Raw genomic sequence first — 16440 nt, forward strand, 5'->3', positions numbered from 1 at the left:
ACCAATCGATGCTCGACCGACCAGCCCGTCCCAACCCGGCCCTCCAGGTGCCGCGCCCCGGCCGGCATCCGCGCGCGCCGGCCATCGCTCGAGGGCTGATGAGCACTTCTCGGACGATGACTACATGGAGGAGATCTGGATCAGGTCGAGTCGCCGCGACGTGGCCAGGTAGGCCCGTCCGGGCGGCCCCGCGAAGAACTGGTCGGGCTCCAGGTTGATGCCGTGCTCGCGGGCGACCACCCGGTTCGCGGGCGTGAGCAGCAGCCGGGTGCCCGCGCGAAGGACCTCGGTGACCTCGGCCGACAGCGATCGGCGATGGCCCTCAAGGAGCGGCGTGGCGTCCCCGGCCAGGATCAACGCGCGCCGGCCCAGGTCGGCGGGGGCGAGGATGTCCTGCAGGAGGGTCGGCAGGGTGTCGAAGCCCTGCTCCCTCGGCGTGATCGTGAGCTGGTCGAAGTCGTCGACGATCACGGCGTGGGGGGTGCCTTCGAAGGCCGCGACGGCCTCCCGGAGGTCGGCGTCGGTGAAGGAGGTGCCCGCCAGCGTACGGGCGCCCGGCAGCGAGCGGAGCAGCGGTGACCGGGGCGGGGCGACTGCCAGGACGTTCACCCCGGCTCGCAGCAGTCCCGTGGCCATGACGAGGGCGGCGTTGCTGCGGCCCGAGCCCGGCGGCCCGGACACCAGCACCAGATGCGGTCCGGCGCCGAAGAGGTCCAGGGCGACGGGAAGGACGTCAGGGCCGCCGACGCCGATGGGAATTCCCTCCGCGCCGCCGGCCGCGCCTCCGACCGGGCGGCCGTCCGCGCCGCGGCCGACCGCGCTCAACGGGATGGTCACGGGCAGCGGTGGGAACGGCTTCGGCAGCCGCCCCTCCGCGCGCACCGGCATCACCTGCTCCGGCGGCAGGCAGATCTGCACGTGCAGCCCCGTCGCGGCCTCGATGGCCCGCCCGGGCAGCACCGGCGGCGACACCATCCCTGACGCGAGGTAGGCCCGCCGCGTCTCCTCTCGCGGAAACGGCAGGAACAGCCGCTGCGAGAACAGATCAGGCGTCTTCCCCCGCAGCATGTCATGCCCGCCCACGGCCACCACGTGGATCCCGACGGGCGGCCCGCCGGCCACGATCCCCCGCACCGCCACCAGCAGCGGCGTCTCGAAGAAGTCGGGATTGCCGCGATCCTCGAAATACTCCCACCCGTCGATCACCAGCACGATGACCGGATGGTCTTGGGCCCGCGACAGCCGCCGCCGCTCCACCTCACCTGCCAGCCACGTCACGATCCGCCGGATGCGATCGGGCTCGCCGGACCCCGCGACCGCCCCGCAGTGCGGCAGAGACGCGTACGCCGCCAGCCCGCCCGGCTGGTTCTCGATCACGTACACCCACGCCTGAGAGGGAGAGAACCGCGAAGCCAGACTGGAGATCAGCGTCCGGACGAACGTGGTACGCCCCGACTGCGGCCCTCCGGCCACCATGAGCCGCTCGGTCCCGCCCAGGTCCAGCGCCCTCGCCGGCTGAGCCTGGTTGGCCGGATCGTCGACCAGCCCGTACGGCACCCCGCCCCCGGAAGCGATCGAGGCCAGCGACATGGCCGCGGGCAGCGGCGGCAGCAAGGGACGGAACGGCGGCTCGCCGGGCAGCCGCCGCGCCGCCTCGAGCACGGCCGCGATGGCCAGGTCCTGGTCGGTACGCCCCCGGGCCGGCGAGGACCTGAGCGAAGGACGCGGCAGGCCGAGCGCCGGCCACGGCAGCAGCCGGGCCGTGGCCGGGGCGGCGCCGGCGGGCGGCGGGTCGCCCAGGTATCCGCTTTGGAAGAGCTGCGGCGTGCGCTGCTCCCCGCCCACCCGCATGATCATGCCCCGCCCGCGCAGCCGGGACGGGATCGTGGCAGCGTCCGGCACGCCCAGGACCTCGGTGCTGTCCGAGGGTTCGTTCTGCCGCAAGGTGATGCGCAGGGAGATGTTGTTCTTGAGCTCGGGCGACAGCTTGCCCTGCAACGACTGCGTGGCCAGCACCAGGTGCATGCCGAGCGAGCGCCCCTTGGCGGCCACGTTGACCAGCTCGCGCAGGAAGTCGGGCGAGCTCTCCAGCACGCGGGCGAACTCGTCGAACACCATGACCAGCCGGGGCAGCCGCCCGCCCGCGTCCCAGTAGGCGTCGATCTCGCCCCCGTAGCGCGCCAGGATCGCCTCCCGCCGCCGCACTTCCGCCCGTACCGAGGCCAGGACGCGCCGCGCGGCGCTCTCGTCGAACACGTCGGCCGCCGTGTCGCCGGTGGAGCGGATCAGCCCCACCACGTGCGGGCAGTGCTCGAACGGCAGGAACGCGCTGCCGCCCTTGAAGTCGACCAGCACCAGGTTCAGCTCGTCGGGCCGGTTGGCCAGCAACAGCGAGGTGACGAGCGTCTGCAGCAGGATGCTCTTGCCCGCGCCCGTGGCCCCGCCGAGCATCGTGTGCGGGCCGTCCGCCGCGAGGTCCACGGTGACCGGGCCGGAGCCGTCGGCGCCGATGGCGACCCTGGTGGTCGGCCCCGGATCGGTGCTCCAGCGGGCCAGGACCAAGTCGGCGTCGGGCACGCCCAGGCCCAGCACGTCCAGCAACCGCACGGAAGCAGGGATCACGCTCTCGGCCCTGGCCAGCGTGAGCCGGTCACGCATGGGCGCCACCGCGCGGGCGATGCGCTCGGCGGCCTGCTCCCCGAGGCTCTCCGGCTGCACGAACACCGGCAGGCCCTGGCGGCCGCGGGTGAGCAGCATGCCGGTGCCGTCCAGTTCGCACACGCCGCGGCACTCGTTCAGGCTGCGCTGGTCTGCGCAGATGACGTACACGCCGACCGACGGACCCTCCCTCAGCACCTCTTTCATGCCGGGGATGTCGCGTAACGCCCGCGCCCCGTCGAGGACGACGACGACGTCCTCGCCGAAGCGGCGATCCCGGACTTTGAGGCGCTCGGTGACCAGGTCCTTCAGCTCCTCGATCCGTGCCGTCCTGGTCTCCGGCGTATTGCCCACCAGGCACGGGACCGGCCCGTCCGGGCTGAGGTGCGGCAGCCAGCGCGCCCAGGCCAGGTGCTCGCCCCCGGACGCGGTGATCAGGACCAGGCGCAGCTCGTCGGGCGCGCGCAGCGTGCCGAGCTGGACCAGCAGCCAGCGCAGCAGCGCGTCCACCGGATCCGGCGGGCCGATGACGCCGAGCACGCCGATCTCCCGCAGGTCCACCGTGACCGGAACCCCGCGCAGCACCGGCTCGCTGAATCCCGGCCACGGCTCCCCGTCGAACTGGATCGTGGCCGGCTCGTCCGCCACGCCCACCCGCAGCGTCAGCCCGTCGGGGGAGTCCGCGTTGCGCGGCCACAGCCCGGGACCCTCGTGGGTGGCGGCGAAGGTGAGATCGACCTCGTCGGGGGCGACGACATGGCGAAGCCACTGCTCATGTACGACGTGCCGGCGAATCCGTTCGGCGGTTTCCCGCTTACGCGAGTCAAACTCACGTTCTTTCTTCCTGCGTTGGCGCCCCTCGACCCACTGCGTGGCAAAGAACGTGACGGGCGTCAATATCCCGAAGAGGAGAAAATACGCACTTTTCAACAGGATCGCCATGGCGATGGAAATCGGCAGCGGCAGCAGCGACGAAAGCAGCGCGACCGCGATATTGCGCTGCGGTGTCTCGTTCCTGGGCAGCGCGATCCTGGCCGCCGGGACCGCCGGGGCGGGCGAGAACGCCCGGTCGAAGTCGAGCCGCCCGTCCTTGGCCCGCATGGTCCTGAGCCGCGACGGCGGCAGCGGCGCCCACCGCAGCCGGTCGTCGCCCACCTGCAGCACCCCGTCCGGCCGCAGCACGGCGGGCTCGCCCACGACGACCTCGTCCACCAGCGTGCCGTTGCGCGAGCCGAGGTCGACGACCGTGGCCTCGCCGGTCCACGACACCTCGAGGCGGGCGTGCCGCCTGGACACCCGCTGGTCCCGGAGCAGGCCGATGTCGGTGTGTTCCCGGCCGATGACGTGGCTGCCGGGGGTGAGCCAGAACACCCGGCCCGCGTCGGGCCCGGCGAACACGCGCATCGCGCCGGCGGCGGTGAGCGGCCGCCAGGGCTGGGTACGCTCCGGCTCGCCGACGCTGATCGTCGCCCCCGGCGCCAGCGGGCTGCCCGCGACGGTGGCCTCGGGGTCGAGCTTTTCGGTGCCGACGAAGCACGGCCGCTCCTTGACAGCGACGGGCAAGGAGCGCAGCAGCGAGCCGATCGTGGTCTCCGGCTCCGCCGTCACCTCGACGTCGAGCTCGGTGGCGGCTAAGGGGTCACGGATCGTCAACCGGATGATCATAATCCCCTCTCCAGGGGACTCGGCACGATTTATCGTCTGAAGTTAGTCGTACGCCCAGAGGCGCAAACGGCCCCGCCGGTAGCTAGAGTAATAACTCCAAATCAGCGCGATATTTCATGATATCCGCAGCGCAAGGAGTCGGCCCCCTTGTGAATCACCGCGTAACGGACGAAGCCATGGTCCGAGCCCTCTATCGTGAATACGGCGCCCAACTGCTCGCCTTCGCCATCCGGCTGACGGGCGGCGATCGCCGCTGGGCCGAGGACGTCGTCCAGGAGACCCTGGTACGCGCCTGGCGCAACCTCCACGACCTGCGTACCGAGTCCGGCTCGCTGATGCCCTGGCTGGCGACCGTGGCCCGGCGCGTCGTCATCGACAACCGCCGCCGCTCCGGCTCGCGCCCCCTGGACACCGTCGAGGAGATCCCCGAGCGGGCGCAGGCTGTGGCCGCTGAAGACGAGCGCCTGTTACGCGAGATCGTCGTGACGGAGGCGATGCTCTCGCTCTCGCCGGCGCACCGCCAGGTGCTCACGGAGACTTTCCTGCTGGACCGCTCGTTACAGGAGGCGGCGGAGACCATCGGCGTGCCCGTGGGCACGGTGAAGTCCCGCGTGTACTACGCCATGCGCGCGCTGCGCGTCGCACTGGAGGAAAGGGGGGTGATGCTGCCATGACGGAGGTGCATCACGAGGACGTGGCCGCGTACGCGCTCGGCCTGCTCGACGACGAGGAACGGGCGGCGTTCGAACGCCACCTGGCCGGCTGCGCGAGCTGCGCGGGCGAGGTGGGGATGTTCACGGAGATGGGGGAGCTGATCAAGAGCGTGCACCCGGACGACCTGCTGCCCAGCCCACCCGATCCCCAGGTCGAATCCCTCCTGGTACGCCGGGCCGCCAAGGAACGCCGTCGCCGCCGGATCCAGCGCACGTTCATGAGCGCCGCCGCCTGCGTGCTGATCGGGTCCGGCGTCTTCCTCGCGGTCAACTCGGCGACCAGTGGCCCGAACCCCGACAGCATCCACGGCCCGGCCCGCGAGCTCCTCCTGACCGGCAGCACCTACTCCGCCACCGATGCCGCCACCGGCACGTCCGCCGTCGTCGGCCTGGAGGACAAGGGCTGGGGCACCCATGTCGCGCTGGAGCTCAAGGGCGTCAAGGGACCGCTGCAGTGCCGTCTCGTCGCCTTCGGTGACGACGGCCGCTCGGAGGTCGTCGCGAGCTGGGGCGTACCCGACAAGGGGTACGGCGTGCCCGGCTCCCCGGACCCTCTGGTGCTGCACGGCGGCACCAGCCTTCCCCAGTCCGACCTGAACCACTTCACGATCGAGACCATCGACGGCCGGCTGCTGGCGACCATCGCAGTGTGACGAGCTTCAGGTGGCGCAGGGCCTTCCGCAGCTCGCTGACCTGCTGTGGCTCCGCGATGCCGTCCCAGGGGGCGAGCGCCGCCAGCCCGGCCGCCCGGTGCCGGACGGTGTGCTCGGGCCGCAGCCCGGCCAGGCGCAGGTGCGCCAGCGCGGTGCTCACCCCCGCCGGGGGCAGTCCGGCCAGCGCGTCGTCCAGCAGCGCCGCCACCTCCTCCGGCACGTGCTTGGGATCCTCCAGCAGCGCCCCCGCCCGGTGCACGAGGCAGCGCGCCCGCCCGATCCCGTCGGCGGTCTCGGCATAGAGCCGCTCGGCCTGCTGGAGGTGGGAGCTCGTGTCGAAGACCAACCCCAGGTAGAGATGCGCGAGCGCGAGCAGCTCATGAGCGTGCGCCTCCGCGCCGCGGTCGCCGGCCCGCCGCGCCAGCTCCAGCGCCTCGAACAGCACCGCCCGGGCGTCGGTGTAGAGGCGGCCGGCCTCGGCGCCCAGCCCGTCGTGATCGAGCGTCTGCCCCCGGCGTAAGAGCAACGCGGCGACGTTGATCATCCGGATCGCGTGGGCGGCAGTGTCGCCTCCGGAGAGCGCCTGACCGTAGTGGACCAGCGCGGACTCGACGGCGGTGAACTCGTCGCGGCTCGCCAGCAGCAGGACGGCCGCGTGCCCCAGATGCAGCTCCGCAGGCCAGGACTGCACCCTGACCCGCAGCTCGGCCGCCTGGTTGAAGTGCTGGCGCGCCTTGCGCGGGTCGCCGGAGGTGAGCAGGATCGCGCACTGCCGCAGCTCGGCCGTGGCCCGCACGTGATCGTCGCCGAGCGCCTTGGCGGCCTTGGCCAGCGCCTCAGCCGCGCGCAGCCGGTCCTCGTGCCGCTGTTCGAGCCGGAACCACGAGTCGAGCGCGTCGGCGATGCGCCCGAGCGCGCGGCTGGTCTTGGGCACGGGTCGCCCGCGCGTCAGCACCTGCAGCAGCACCCGGTCCTCGATCGCGAACCAGGTGCGGGCGTCGTCGCCGGGCAGCCGGGCGGCGAACGCGTCGGCCTGCTCCGCGAAGTGCTCCACCAGCCGCCGCCAGGCCGCGGCCTCCCGGGGCGTGCTCTCGGCCCCGGCGTCACGGTACGCGCCGGTCACCCGTACGCGGGTCATCCGCACGTTCTCGACGAGGCCGAGATCGGCCAGCTCCTTGATCGCGTCGTCGGCGGAGGGCACGCCCAGCAGCGCGGCGGCGGCCTGGTGATCGACCTCGGCGACGGGCAGCCTGGCCAGCAGGATGAGCAGTTGCTTGGCCGTCGGCCTGAGCTGCTTGACGCTCAGGTCGAGGACGAAAGCGAGCTTCTCGTCGATGGAGAGCCTCTTCAGGTCGTCGACCACGGCCCGCAGCGGGATCTTCGGGTTGCGGGCGAGCCAGCGGCCGATCCTGACGATCTCCGCCGGGCTGCCCAGGCACGCGTCGACCAGCGCCGTCGCCTGCGGGTCGTGGCCTGCGTGCTCGTCGCCGAGGTGGCGGGCCAGCAGCTTGCGTCCGGCCTCCAGGTCGAGCGGGCCCAGCTCGATCGGCTTGATGTGCTGCGGCAGCTCGTCCGGCAGCGGGCCGGCGACCACGATGTGCGCGCCGGGCACCCGGGGCGGCAGCCAGGCGACCTGGCTCCAGGTGCTGACGTTGTCGAGCAAGAGCACCCGGCCGGTACGGCGGAGCGCGTCGATGACGTGCGACGTCGCGTCCTCCGGCTCCTGGATGGCGCCGGGCGACCGGCCGAGGGTCCGCAGCACGCGCTGGGCCACGCTCAACGGCGTTTCCGGATGGTCCCGGTCCGGGCCGCGTACGTCGGCGTACCGCTGCTTGCCGTCGTCGTCGGCCAGCTCCCACACGCCCCGGATCGCCACTGCGGACGTGCCCATCCCGACCGGTCCGCGCACCACGACCAGGCCGCTCTCGGCCGCCCGTTCCCTGATCAGCTCCAGCTCGGCAGCCCTGCCGACGAGGTCGTCGCCGGGGTCGGGAAAGGGCAGGCGTCTTGGGAGCTCGGGAGCGGGCTCGCGGCGACGGCGTAGGGAGCCGGCCAGCCAGCCGGTCGCGACGGGCGGCGCCAGGGCCATGAGGGCGAGCGCCCAGAGCGGCACGCCCTCGACCAGCTTCTCGATCAGCTGCCCCTGCAGCAGGAGGACCACTTCCCCCGCCGTCACCAGCCCGATGATCCCCAGCTCGGGCAGGTGCGCCCCGGCCCGGCGGAAAAGCCGCGACAGCCGGAATCCCAGCCAGTCCTTGCGCGAGAAGTCGGTCATCGCGTCAGCCCTCGATACAGCCAGCGCGCGGTGAGGGCGACCACGGCCACGGGCACCGCGGTCGCGATCACCGACTGGGCCGTCAGCGTGCCGGCCGCGCTCATGAAGTGGCGCGACTGCTCCAGCAGGATCAGCGGCAGGTGGTCGCCCGACGGCCAGTTGAGCAGCAGCCCGACGATCGTGTCGTTCCACACCAGCACGAACGCCAGCACGCCGGCCAGCACCACGGCCGGACGCGCCTCGCGTACCACGTGCAACAGGTCCGAGCGGTGCCGCGCGAGCATCGGGGTCGTCACCCGGGTGAAGGCGCCGTGCAGCACCAGCACCGCCAGCGGGATCACCAGCGCCGCGTGCACGATGGCCAGCGCCGGGGCGGTGCCGACGAGAGGGCTGAGCCGCTGCTGCAGCGGCACCGCGAACGCCTGCGGCGGCAGCGCGGCCAGCGCCACCGCGACCAAGAGCGCGGGCCGCCAGGCGCGACGGGGCAGCAGGTGCTCGTGGGCCAGCACGTACGCGGCCGGCACCGCGGCCACCAGCACCAGCCCGACGACCACGACGGCACGCAGGAACGTGGTGCCGAGCACGCCGGTGAAACCGGTGTCGGCCAGCACCTCCCCGTATGAGCCGAGCGTCCACGGGCCGCCACTCCACCATCCCGACAGCGCCACCGCGACCGGGTCGCGCAGCGAGGTGAGCACCAGCACCGCGAACGGCAGCAGCCACAGCACCGCGACCACCGCGCACAGCAGCCAGACGCGCCGGTCACGCCGGGGCGCGGGCGCGGCGACCGGCTCCGGCCAGTTGACCCGGCCGCGCAGCCCGCCGAGTGAGGGCACCGCCAGCACCGCCACCAGCAGGGACAGCACCACCGCGAGCGCCGCGGCCCGCGGGTGGCCGAGATCGCCGTGGTGCCGCCACCAGAACAGCCCGCCGCCCTCGACCTCGGCCTGAATCGACCCAGGCGCGCCCATCAGCACCAGGTCGAAGACGCGAGCCGCCGCCACCAGCGCGAACAGGTACGCCAGCGCCGCCGGACCGGCCAGGGCCGGCGCCACGACCGACCACAGCCTGCGCCGCCGGCCGACGCCGAACGCCCTGGCCACCCGCAGCAGGTTGGTCGGCAGCCGGGCCAGCGCCTCGTGGAAGACCAGGAACGCGACCCCGGCCCACTGCCACACGAACGCCAGCCCCATCACCAGCCAGATCCAGATCGGGCCGAGGAACGCCACGTCCGTGCCCAGCACCGCGTTGACCAGGCCGCGCCGCGGGTTGGTGTCGAACAGCAGCCGGAAGACCGCGCCCGTGGTGAGCGGTGAGACCGCGGCCGGCAGGACCAGCAGGAAACGCAGGCCACCTCCGACCACCGGGCCCGCGTTCCGCGCCAGCCACGCCAGGCCGAGCCCCACCGCGCACACGACCACGGCCAGCGCCAGCCAGATGAGCGAGTTGCCGAGCGACTGGAGCACCTGGCCGTTGCTCAGCACGTCGTAGCCGGGGAGGCTGATGAACACGGTCACGCAGAGCGGGATCAAGATGACGCCCGCCGACAGCAGGACCGCGAGCAGCAGATAGAGGGACGCGCGCCAGCGGCCGAGCCCGTGCCTGACCACCGGGATCCGGGCGTCGTGGTACGGAGCCACCTCGAACAGGAAGGCGTTCCGCTCCCTCATAAGGCGCCCTCCTTGCTGCCCACGACGAGCTTGTCGCGGGCGTGGCCGGCGGCCGTGGCCGGGTCGACCAGGCCCACGACGACGTCAGAGAACAACTCGGTCAGCACCCGCCACAGCCCGCGCCCGTCGCCGCCCTCCAGAGCGCCGATGAGCCCGTCGGACAGGTCGTAGTGGGCGTTCCTGGGGGCGAGCAGTTCCTGCGCGGGGCCGCGCAGCATCGGGTTGGTCGGCAGCGTGAACGGCGTCAGGAAGCCGCCGTCGTCGATCCAGTCCGTCAGCGCGTCGCGCGCGCCCGCCGTGCGCCGCCTGGTCAGCCAGTTCACGAACTCGATCGCGTCGGCCCCGTCCTTCATCGCCACCGCCACGTCCCCGCCGACCACCAGCGGCGGCGCGTTCCTCCCGTAGGCGGGGAAGCGGAAGTGCTGCGCGGTGATGCCTTTCGCCGCGTAACGGTCGATGACCGGCAGGGCGAAGTCGGGTGCGGCCACCAGGTCGGCGGTGCGATGGGCGAAGACGTCGAGGATCGAGTCGTGGAACTGCATCGTGAGCGCTCGCCTGCCCTGGTCGGGCGTGAATGCCTCGCGCCAGATCGTGGCCAGCAGGGCGAGTGCCTCCTTCACCGGCGCCGCGCCCCACGCGTCCGGATCGACCCGCCCCGCGACGGGGAAGAGCGCGTCGTACGCCCCGGGGGCGTAGGCGAGCAGGACGTTCTCGAACCAGTCGCTGAGCACCCATCCGTCGGCGGCGCCGATCGCGAGCCTGCCGCGGGCGGGCCGCCAGGTGGCCAGGTCCGCGGGCGGCCCGGACTCGCCTGCCCGCTGCCAGACGAGCGACTTGTGCGCGATCTTGAACCAGGCGCCGAGCTGGGCCCCGCCACCGTATGGCGTCACGAGCGCGCGCCAGAACTCGGGCTGCACATGATCGCCGGTCCACGGCTTGATGCGGCGCTGGACCTCCGGATCGAAGAGCAGACCCAGCCTGGGGATCACGGCCACGTCGGGGAGGACCTCTTTGGCCGGGCCGCGCAGCAGGGCGGCGATGTTGTCGCCCGCCGAGTAGACGCTGACCCGCCTGCCGGGGTATTGGCCGACCACGTCGTTGAAGCGCCGCAGCTCCTCGCCGCTCCAGACCACCGCCACGCGCAGCCGGTCCGCGCCGCAGCCCGCCAGGGCCAGCGCCGGGATCGCCGCCAGGAGCGCCCTACGGCTCAGGGACATCGATGATCTCCCAGAACAGCGAAGGGGAAGCCAGGCTGGCCACCCTGGTCCTGTCGTCGGTGACGACGAGCACGGCCAGACCGGGATCGGCGCCCAGCGCCGCGCTCACCGCCGCGTGGCAGGGCCCGCAGCCGGTGCGGTCCTCGACCACCATGACCTTGACCGGCACCAGCCTGCACAGGGTGCGGGCGAGCGCGACGCCCAGCCGCTCGTCGTGGGCCAGCTCGTGCGGCCGGGAGCGCAGGAAGCCCTGGATGTCCATCCGCCTGGCCATGAAAGCGACCCGGCCGTGCACGAACGACGGCGCCAGGTCGTCACGCGCGGCCAGCGCGAGGTTCTGCTCGACGGTCAGGTGCGGCAGCAGCCCGGCGCCCGCGGGGACCAGCCCGATCTCGCGCTCGGCCGGCAGCCACATGGTGATCTCCTGCCCGCCGACGATGATCCGGCCGCCGACCGGCATCTCCAGGCCGAGCAGGAGATCGGTGAACGCGTCGGCCTCGGCGCAGTCGGCGGCCACCACCACGGCCGCCCCGCCGGATTCCACGGTCAGCGGGTAGCGCGACAGGCGACGGCGAGTCCCATGTGTTTCCCACGTGAGGTCAGAGAGCTCGAGAAGTGGCACGTCAGCAACCGCCGTCAACTCCGGATGTCGTCCCCGTTCCGGACTTGACGTTTTCACAAACGGTGAGTCACGGCAACGCGATTGACCAGACCCACCAAGCGCATCCAGGCCTCCGGCCACTGGGTGCACGGCGGATGTGAGCGACGGCGGGGCGTCACCCGGCCCCCATTCCAGGGTGACGCCCGGCCGCCGGCCGAGGGGGCGTCAGCCCAGCATCAGCGCCGTCACGAACTGCAGCAGGTGCCAGGCCACGTAGGCGCCCACCGAGCAGAACGCCCACTCCTTGCCCCGCCTGATCCTGGACACCCAGCGCAGTTCCTCGACCGGCTCCTTCCGTACCCTGATGGTCCCGGTCACCAGGTACGCCGACGTCAGCCAGGCGAGCCATGACCCCGTGATGAGCCCGAGCGAGAGGGCGAGCAGGATCTCGGACCCGTCCGGCATCTCCCAGGGGGAGAGCTGCCGGGTCCAGAGGGCGAGCACCCCGGCGAGCAGCGCCACGGTGATTCGCCGGTCCTTGCGTGCCTGTCGCTTGAGCCACTGTAGGTCTCGTCGTAGATGGTTCTTGAGCATCCGGATCACCTCCGTGGCGATTAGCTGGTTAGCACCAGCTAACGGGAGGATCCGGCGAAGATCTGCGACCTCAACCCCGAGAATTCACGACTTTTGGCGGTGTTTCAGGCTGTTTCCCGAAGCTCTTCCGTCACCCGCTGCGCTTCGAAGACGTCCCCCACGTCTTCGAGCGTCCGCACGGCCTCGGCCAGATATCCGATGGCCGCACGCCGGTCGCCGAGCCTGGCCGAGATCAGCCCCAGCGCGCGCAGCGCACAGCCGAGATCCCGCCGGGTCCCGCATCCGAGGTGCACGTCCCTGGCCTGCGTGGCGTAGACCAGCGCCTCCTCGCACCGGTCCAGGTCGAGCAGGATCATGGCCAGCGTCGTGAGCGCCGCCGCCCACCGGTCCGTGGTCCCGGTCTCGTTCTGCAGCTCGGCGGTCTCCCTGGCGGGCTCCAGCGCCGCGGCCGGCCGGCCCGCCGTGTGCAGCGCCTGCGCGATCGACAGCAGCGCGCTGGCCCGGTTGTCGCGCAGCTCCTCCCTGATCGCCAGCGACGCCTTGGCCGCCCGCAGCGCGGGCTCGTGCAGCCCGAGCGACAGGTACGTGTACGCCAGCGTCTCCTGCACGTCCGCCTCCACCCGCCGGTTCCCCATGCCCTGCACGATGTCGAGGGCCTCCAGCGCGTACACGAACGCCACCTGCGGCAGCCCCTGCCGCCGCCGCACCCTGGCGAGCCTGTTGAGCATCCGGGCCTCGACCGGCTCGTCGCTGATCACCCGGCTGATCGTCAGCGCCTGGTTCAGGAAGTCGTCGGCCCGCAGGTAGTCCGACAGCCGCCAGTGCACCAGCCCGATGTCCCCGAGCGTCTCGGCCTTGCCCTGCTCGTGGTGGAGCTCGACCTGGATGGCCAGCGCCTGCTCGTAGTACGCCAGCGCCTCGTCGTACCGGGAGCCGTTGCGCGCGATGCGCCCGAGCGCGCACAACGCCCGCCCGCAGCCGTACTGGTCGCCGGTCGCGGTGTAGCCGGCCAGTGCCCGCTCCGCGTCGCGCCGCGCGTCGAGCGGCAGCCGCAGCAGGTCGTAGATCTCCGCCAGGCAGAGCAGGGTCTCCGCTTCGGCGTGCTCGTCGCCCAGCTCGTGGCAGATCGACAGCGCCTCCAGGCCCTCCGACAGCGCCGCGTTGGGCTCGCCCAGGTTCTGCTGCACCCTGGCCAGGATGATCAGGCTCTGCGCGGTGCCCCTGCGGTCGCCGATCTGCTCCCGTACGTCGAGCGCCTGGCCCGCGTAGTGCAGCGCCAGCTCGTACCGCTCCTGGGACAGGTGCAGCCGGGACAGGGTGTGCAGGCAGCTCGCGACGCCGGTCAGGTCGCCGATCTCCCGGTAGAGGCCGAGCGCCTCCTCGCCGCACTTGAGCGCGTCCTCGCTGTTGCCGGCGATGCCGTGCACCTCGGCCAGGTCGTTGAGCGCGCGGGCGCGCCCCACGCCGTCCTCCAGGGAGGTGTAGTCGGCCAGCGCCTCGCTGATGAACCGGGCGGCCAGGGTCGACGGCCCTATGTCGCGGTGGATGGAGCCCAGGTTCCCCCGCATGAGCGCGATCGCCCGCCGGTTGCCGACCTGCATGGCCGACGTCAGCCCGGCCTGCTGGATCTCCAGGTTGTTCTCGTAGTAACGCAGCCGCCGGAACGGCTCGAACACGGCCTCGGCGAGCCGCCAGGCCATCCCGTACGCGCCGCTCTCCTCGGCCAGCCGCACGGCCGACACCAGCGAGCGCCGCTCGGCCTCGAACCACTCGCGCGGCGTCGCGGGGTCGGTCGCGACGGCCAGGTAATGGTCGAGCAGCCGTGCCCTGGCCTCGCGCACGCCGGCCTCCGCGTGCCTGCCCAGCTCCCTGGCCAGCCGCTTGACCAGGTCGTGCACCCGGTAGCGGGGCCCGGGCAGCGGCTCGACCAGGTACGCCCGATGCAGCCCCTCCACGGCGGCCACGGCCTCGTCCACCGGCACGCCGAGCGCGGCGGCCAGCACCTGCGGCGTGAAGTCGCGCCCGGGCACCAGCCCGACGTGCCGGAACGCGCGCCGCTGCGCCGGGCTCAGCGACTCGTACGCCAGGTCCAGCGCCGACCGGAACGCCTCCTCCGGGTCGCCCGCCATCACCGGGTCGGGCCTGCGCAGCTCCCGCACCCGCGACTGCACGCTCATCCCGGGGTTCTCGGCCAGCTTGGCCGCCGAGATCCGCAGCGCGAACGGATGGTACGAGCACAGTCTGGCCAGTTCGGCCAGCGCGTCCCGGTCGGCGGCCCGCGGCGAGTTCTCCCCGAGCACCGCCACCAGCAGTGCCACCGCGTTGCCCGGATCGAGCACCGGCAGGTCCATGAGGTCGGCGTGCCCGGTGGCCCGCAGCGGCGCCATCCGCGTCCTGCTGGTCACCAGCGCCACGCAGTCCTTGCTGCCCGGCAGCAGTGCCCGCACCTGGGCGGGATCGGCGGCGTTGTCGAGGACGAGCAGCAGCCTGCGCCCGGCGATCCTGCTGCGGTACAGCAGCATCAGCTCGGCCTCGTCGGCGGCGGGCATGTGCTCGCCGATGCCGAGCGAGCGCAGGATCTGGCCGAGCGCCTCGGCGGAGGTCATGGGCGGCTGGCTCGGCGACTGGCCGCGCAGGTCGATCATGATGTGCCCGTCGGGGAACCGGTCGGCGTGCAGGTGCGCCCAGTGCGTCACCAGGGCGGTCTTGCCCACGCCCGGCAGGCCCTGCACGACCATGGTGTTCGTGCGGCGGGGCCGGTCCAGCCAGTTGGTGAGCAGGTCGAGGCTCTGCTGCCGCCCGGTGAAGTCGGGCACGTCGGCGGAGAGCTGGCGCGGCTTGGGGACCTCGCCGACCGGCAGCGGCTCGGCCACGGCTCCGGGGCGGGTCAGGAACGGCACGACGCGGCCGGTCCACGGCTCCGACAGGTGCTCCCAAGGGCCGGCGGCGTCCCGCAGCGCGGGTGGGTCGGCGATGCGCAGCCGCCGGTAGCCGGGGCGTACCAGCCAGCCGCGCTGGACCCACTGCGTGAGCTGGCGCTGCACCACGTCCGGCGAGCTGCCGACCAGGTCGGCCAGGGTCTCCATGGACAGCGGCGGGGCCGACTCCGAGGCCAGCGCGTACCGCTCGTCGAGATGCAGCAGCCACACGGCCAGCCGGGCGGCGACGGGGGCGCGGGCGAGCCCCTCGTGCCTGCGGGCCGCCACGTTCCTGGCGAACAGCTCCTGCACCAGCGCGGTCGCCACGGCGGGGGTGGCGGCGGCGTGCTCGCGCAGCCGCCGCAGGTCGATGGGCCAGGCGCGGACCTCGGTCAGCGCGTCGACCTTGACCCGCTCGCTCGGGCTCCAAAAGGCCAGCTCGCCCACGAGGTCGCCCTCACCGCGCAGGTCGTGGATGGCCTCGCGGTCCCCGGCCGGGGTGTATTCGCGGGCGTAGCCGTAGTCGAGCACGTAAACGCGGTTGGCGGGCCGCAACGGCGAGCACATGGCCTCGTTACGCCGGAAAACGCGCGGCCTGGCGCCCTCGTCCACCAGCGACCTGAACAGCCCCACCCCGACACCACCAATCTGGGGACGGCGGTGTCCTCTATATGACAGACGTAAACAGACCCAACGACTATTTGTCACATCGGGTGGGCCCCGCTGTCAATCGCCTCAGACGTGTGCCGGGTCCGTGCGGTCGGGGACGAAGCGGTAGCCGACGTTGCGGACGGTTCCGATCAGCGACTCGTATTCGGTGCCGAGCTTGGCGCGCAGCCGCCGGACGTGCACGTCGACCGTCCTGGTGCCGCCGAAGTAGTCGTAGCCCCAGACCTCCTGCAGCAACTGGGCGCGGGTGAAGACCCGGCCCGGGTGCTGCGCGAGGTATTTCAGCAGCTCGAACTCCTTGAACGTGAGGTCGAGCACCCGCCCGCGCAGCCTGGCGGTGTAGGTGGCCTCGTCGATCGCCAGGTCGCCGCTGCGGATCTCGTCGGGCACGTCTTCCGCGGCCGCCTGGGAGATGCGGCCGGTGGCCATGCGCAGGCGCGCCTCGACCTCGGCCGGTCCCGCGCTGTCGAGCAGCACGTCGTCGACGCCCCACTCCGCGGTCATGGCGGCGAGCCCGCCCTCGGTCACGATCACCAGCAGCGGGCAGTCGATGCCTGTCGTGCGGATGAGCCGGCACAGGCTCTTGGCCTGCACGAGCTCCTTCCGCGCGTCCACGAGGACGGCGTCGGCCGGGGGTGCGTCGATCAGTGCGGACGCCTCTGCGGGTGCGACGCGGACCGAGTGGAGCAGCAACCCCAGCGCCGGGAGCACCTCGGCGGATGGCTCGAGGGCGTTGGTCAGCAGGAGCAGGTTGCTCATTACGGCCTCCTCAAACGCGCAAGGACCCGGTGGCTACGTCGCCCAGGT

The 16440-nt window shown here is 72.6% G+C and carries 10 protein-coding genes; 2 read left to right on the forward strand and 8 right to left on the reverse strand.

The genetic code is table 11. The annotated features are described in order from the left end of the window. Nucleotides 1-120 precede the first annotated feature (120 nt). On the reverse strand, nucleotides 121-4311 hold the full coding sequence (locus ACTMTI_RS25755; protein WP_441123070.1) for an FtsK/SpoIIIE domain-containing protein: 4191 nt from the start codon (nucleotides 4309-4311) through the stop codon (nucleotides 121-123). Nucleotides 4312-4472: 161 nt separating this feature from the next. Between ACTMTI_RS25755 and ACTMTI_RS25760 the strand changes: the two genes are divergently transcribed. Together ACTMTI_RS25760 and ACTMTI_RS25765 are read left to right on the forward strand one after the other, a co-directional pair. Further along, the gene (locus tag ACTMTI_RS25760; RefSeq protein ID WP_441123071.1) at nucleotides 4473-4997 is read left to right on the forward strand and encodes a sigma-70 family RNA polymerase sigma factor; all 525 of its coding nucleotides are present in this window, start codon (nucleotides 4473-4475) and stop codon (nucleotides 4995-4997) included. Continuing rightward, the gene (locus ACTMTI_RS25765; protein WP_441123072.1) at nucleotides 4994-5689 is read left to right on the forward strand and encodes an anti-sigma factor family protein; all 696 of its coding nucleotides are present in this window, start codon (nucleotides 4994-4996) and stop codon (nucleotides 5687-5689) included. The genes ACTMTI_RS25760 and ACTMTI_RS25765 overlap by 4 nt, the downstream gene beginning before the upstream one ends. Here the strand turns inward: ACTMTI_RS25765 and ACTMTI_RS25770 are convergent. The 7 genes from ACTMTI_RS25770 to ACTMTI_RS25800 form a co-directional block, all read right to left on the reverse strand. Continuing rightward, complete coding sequence (locus ACTMTI_RS25770) at nucleotides 5640-7964, reverse strand: hypothetical protein (RefSeq protein ID WP_441123073.1); 2325 nt, start codon at nucleotides 7962-7964, stop codon at nucleotides 5640-5642. The genes ACTMTI_RS25765 and ACTMTI_RS25770 overlap by 50 nt on opposite strands. After that, on the reverse strand, nucleotides 7961-9634 hold the full coding sequence (locus ACTMTI_RS25775) for an ABC transporter permease subunit (protein ID WP_441123074.1): 1674 nt from the start codon (nucleotides 9632-9634) through the stop codon (nucleotides 7961-7963). Before ACTMTI_RS25775 ends, ACTMTI_RS25770 begins: the two co-directional genes overlap by 4 nt. Next, complete coding sequence (locus ACTMTI_RS25780; RefSeq protein ID WP_441123075.1) at nucleotides 9631-10851, reverse strand: hypothetical protein; 1221 nt, start codon at nucleotides 10849-10851, stop codon at nucleotides 9631-9633. The genes ACTMTI_RS25775 and ACTMTI_RS25780 overlap by 4 nt, the downstream gene beginning before the upstream one ends. Continuing rightward, nucleotides 10835-11395: an ATP-binding cassette domain-containing protein gene (locus tag ACTMTI_RS25785; protein WP_441123076.1), complete on the reverse strand. Its 561-nt coding sequence runs from the start codon at nucleotides 11393-11395 to the stop codon at nucleotides 10835-10837. The genes ACTMTI_RS25780 and ACTMTI_RS25785 overlap by 17 nt, the downstream gene beginning before the upstream one ends. Nucleotides 11396-11677: 282 nt before the next feature. Continuing rightward, nucleotides 11678-12046, reverse strand: coding sequence for a hypothetical protein (locus tag ACTMTI_RS25790; RefSeq protein ID WP_441123077.1), 369 nt, complete (start codon nucleotides 12044-12046; stop codon nucleotides 11678-11680). 104 nt (nucleotides 12047-12150) lie between these two features. Continuing rightward, complete coding sequence (locus tag ACTMTI_RS25795) at nucleotides 12151-15597, reverse strand: tetratricopeptide repeat protein (RefSeq protein WP_441123078.1); 3447 nt, start codon at nucleotides 15595-15597, stop codon at nucleotides 12151-12153. Between the two features lie 102 nt (nucleotides 15598-15699). Continuing rightward, nucleotides 15700-16392 (reverse strand): response regulator transcription factor, encoded by a 693-nt coding sequence (locus ACTMTI_RS25800; RefSeq protein ID WP_441123079.1) that lies wholly within the window; start codon nucleotides 16390-16392, stop codon nucleotides 15700-15702. Nucleotides 16393-16440: the final 48 nt, after the last annotated feature.

Source organism: Nonomuraea sp. H19 (assembly GCF_052068215.1).
In the GTDB taxonomy this organism is placed as follows: domain Bacteria; phylum Actinomycetota; class Actinomycetes; order Streptosporangiales; family Streptosporangiaceae; genus Nonomuraea.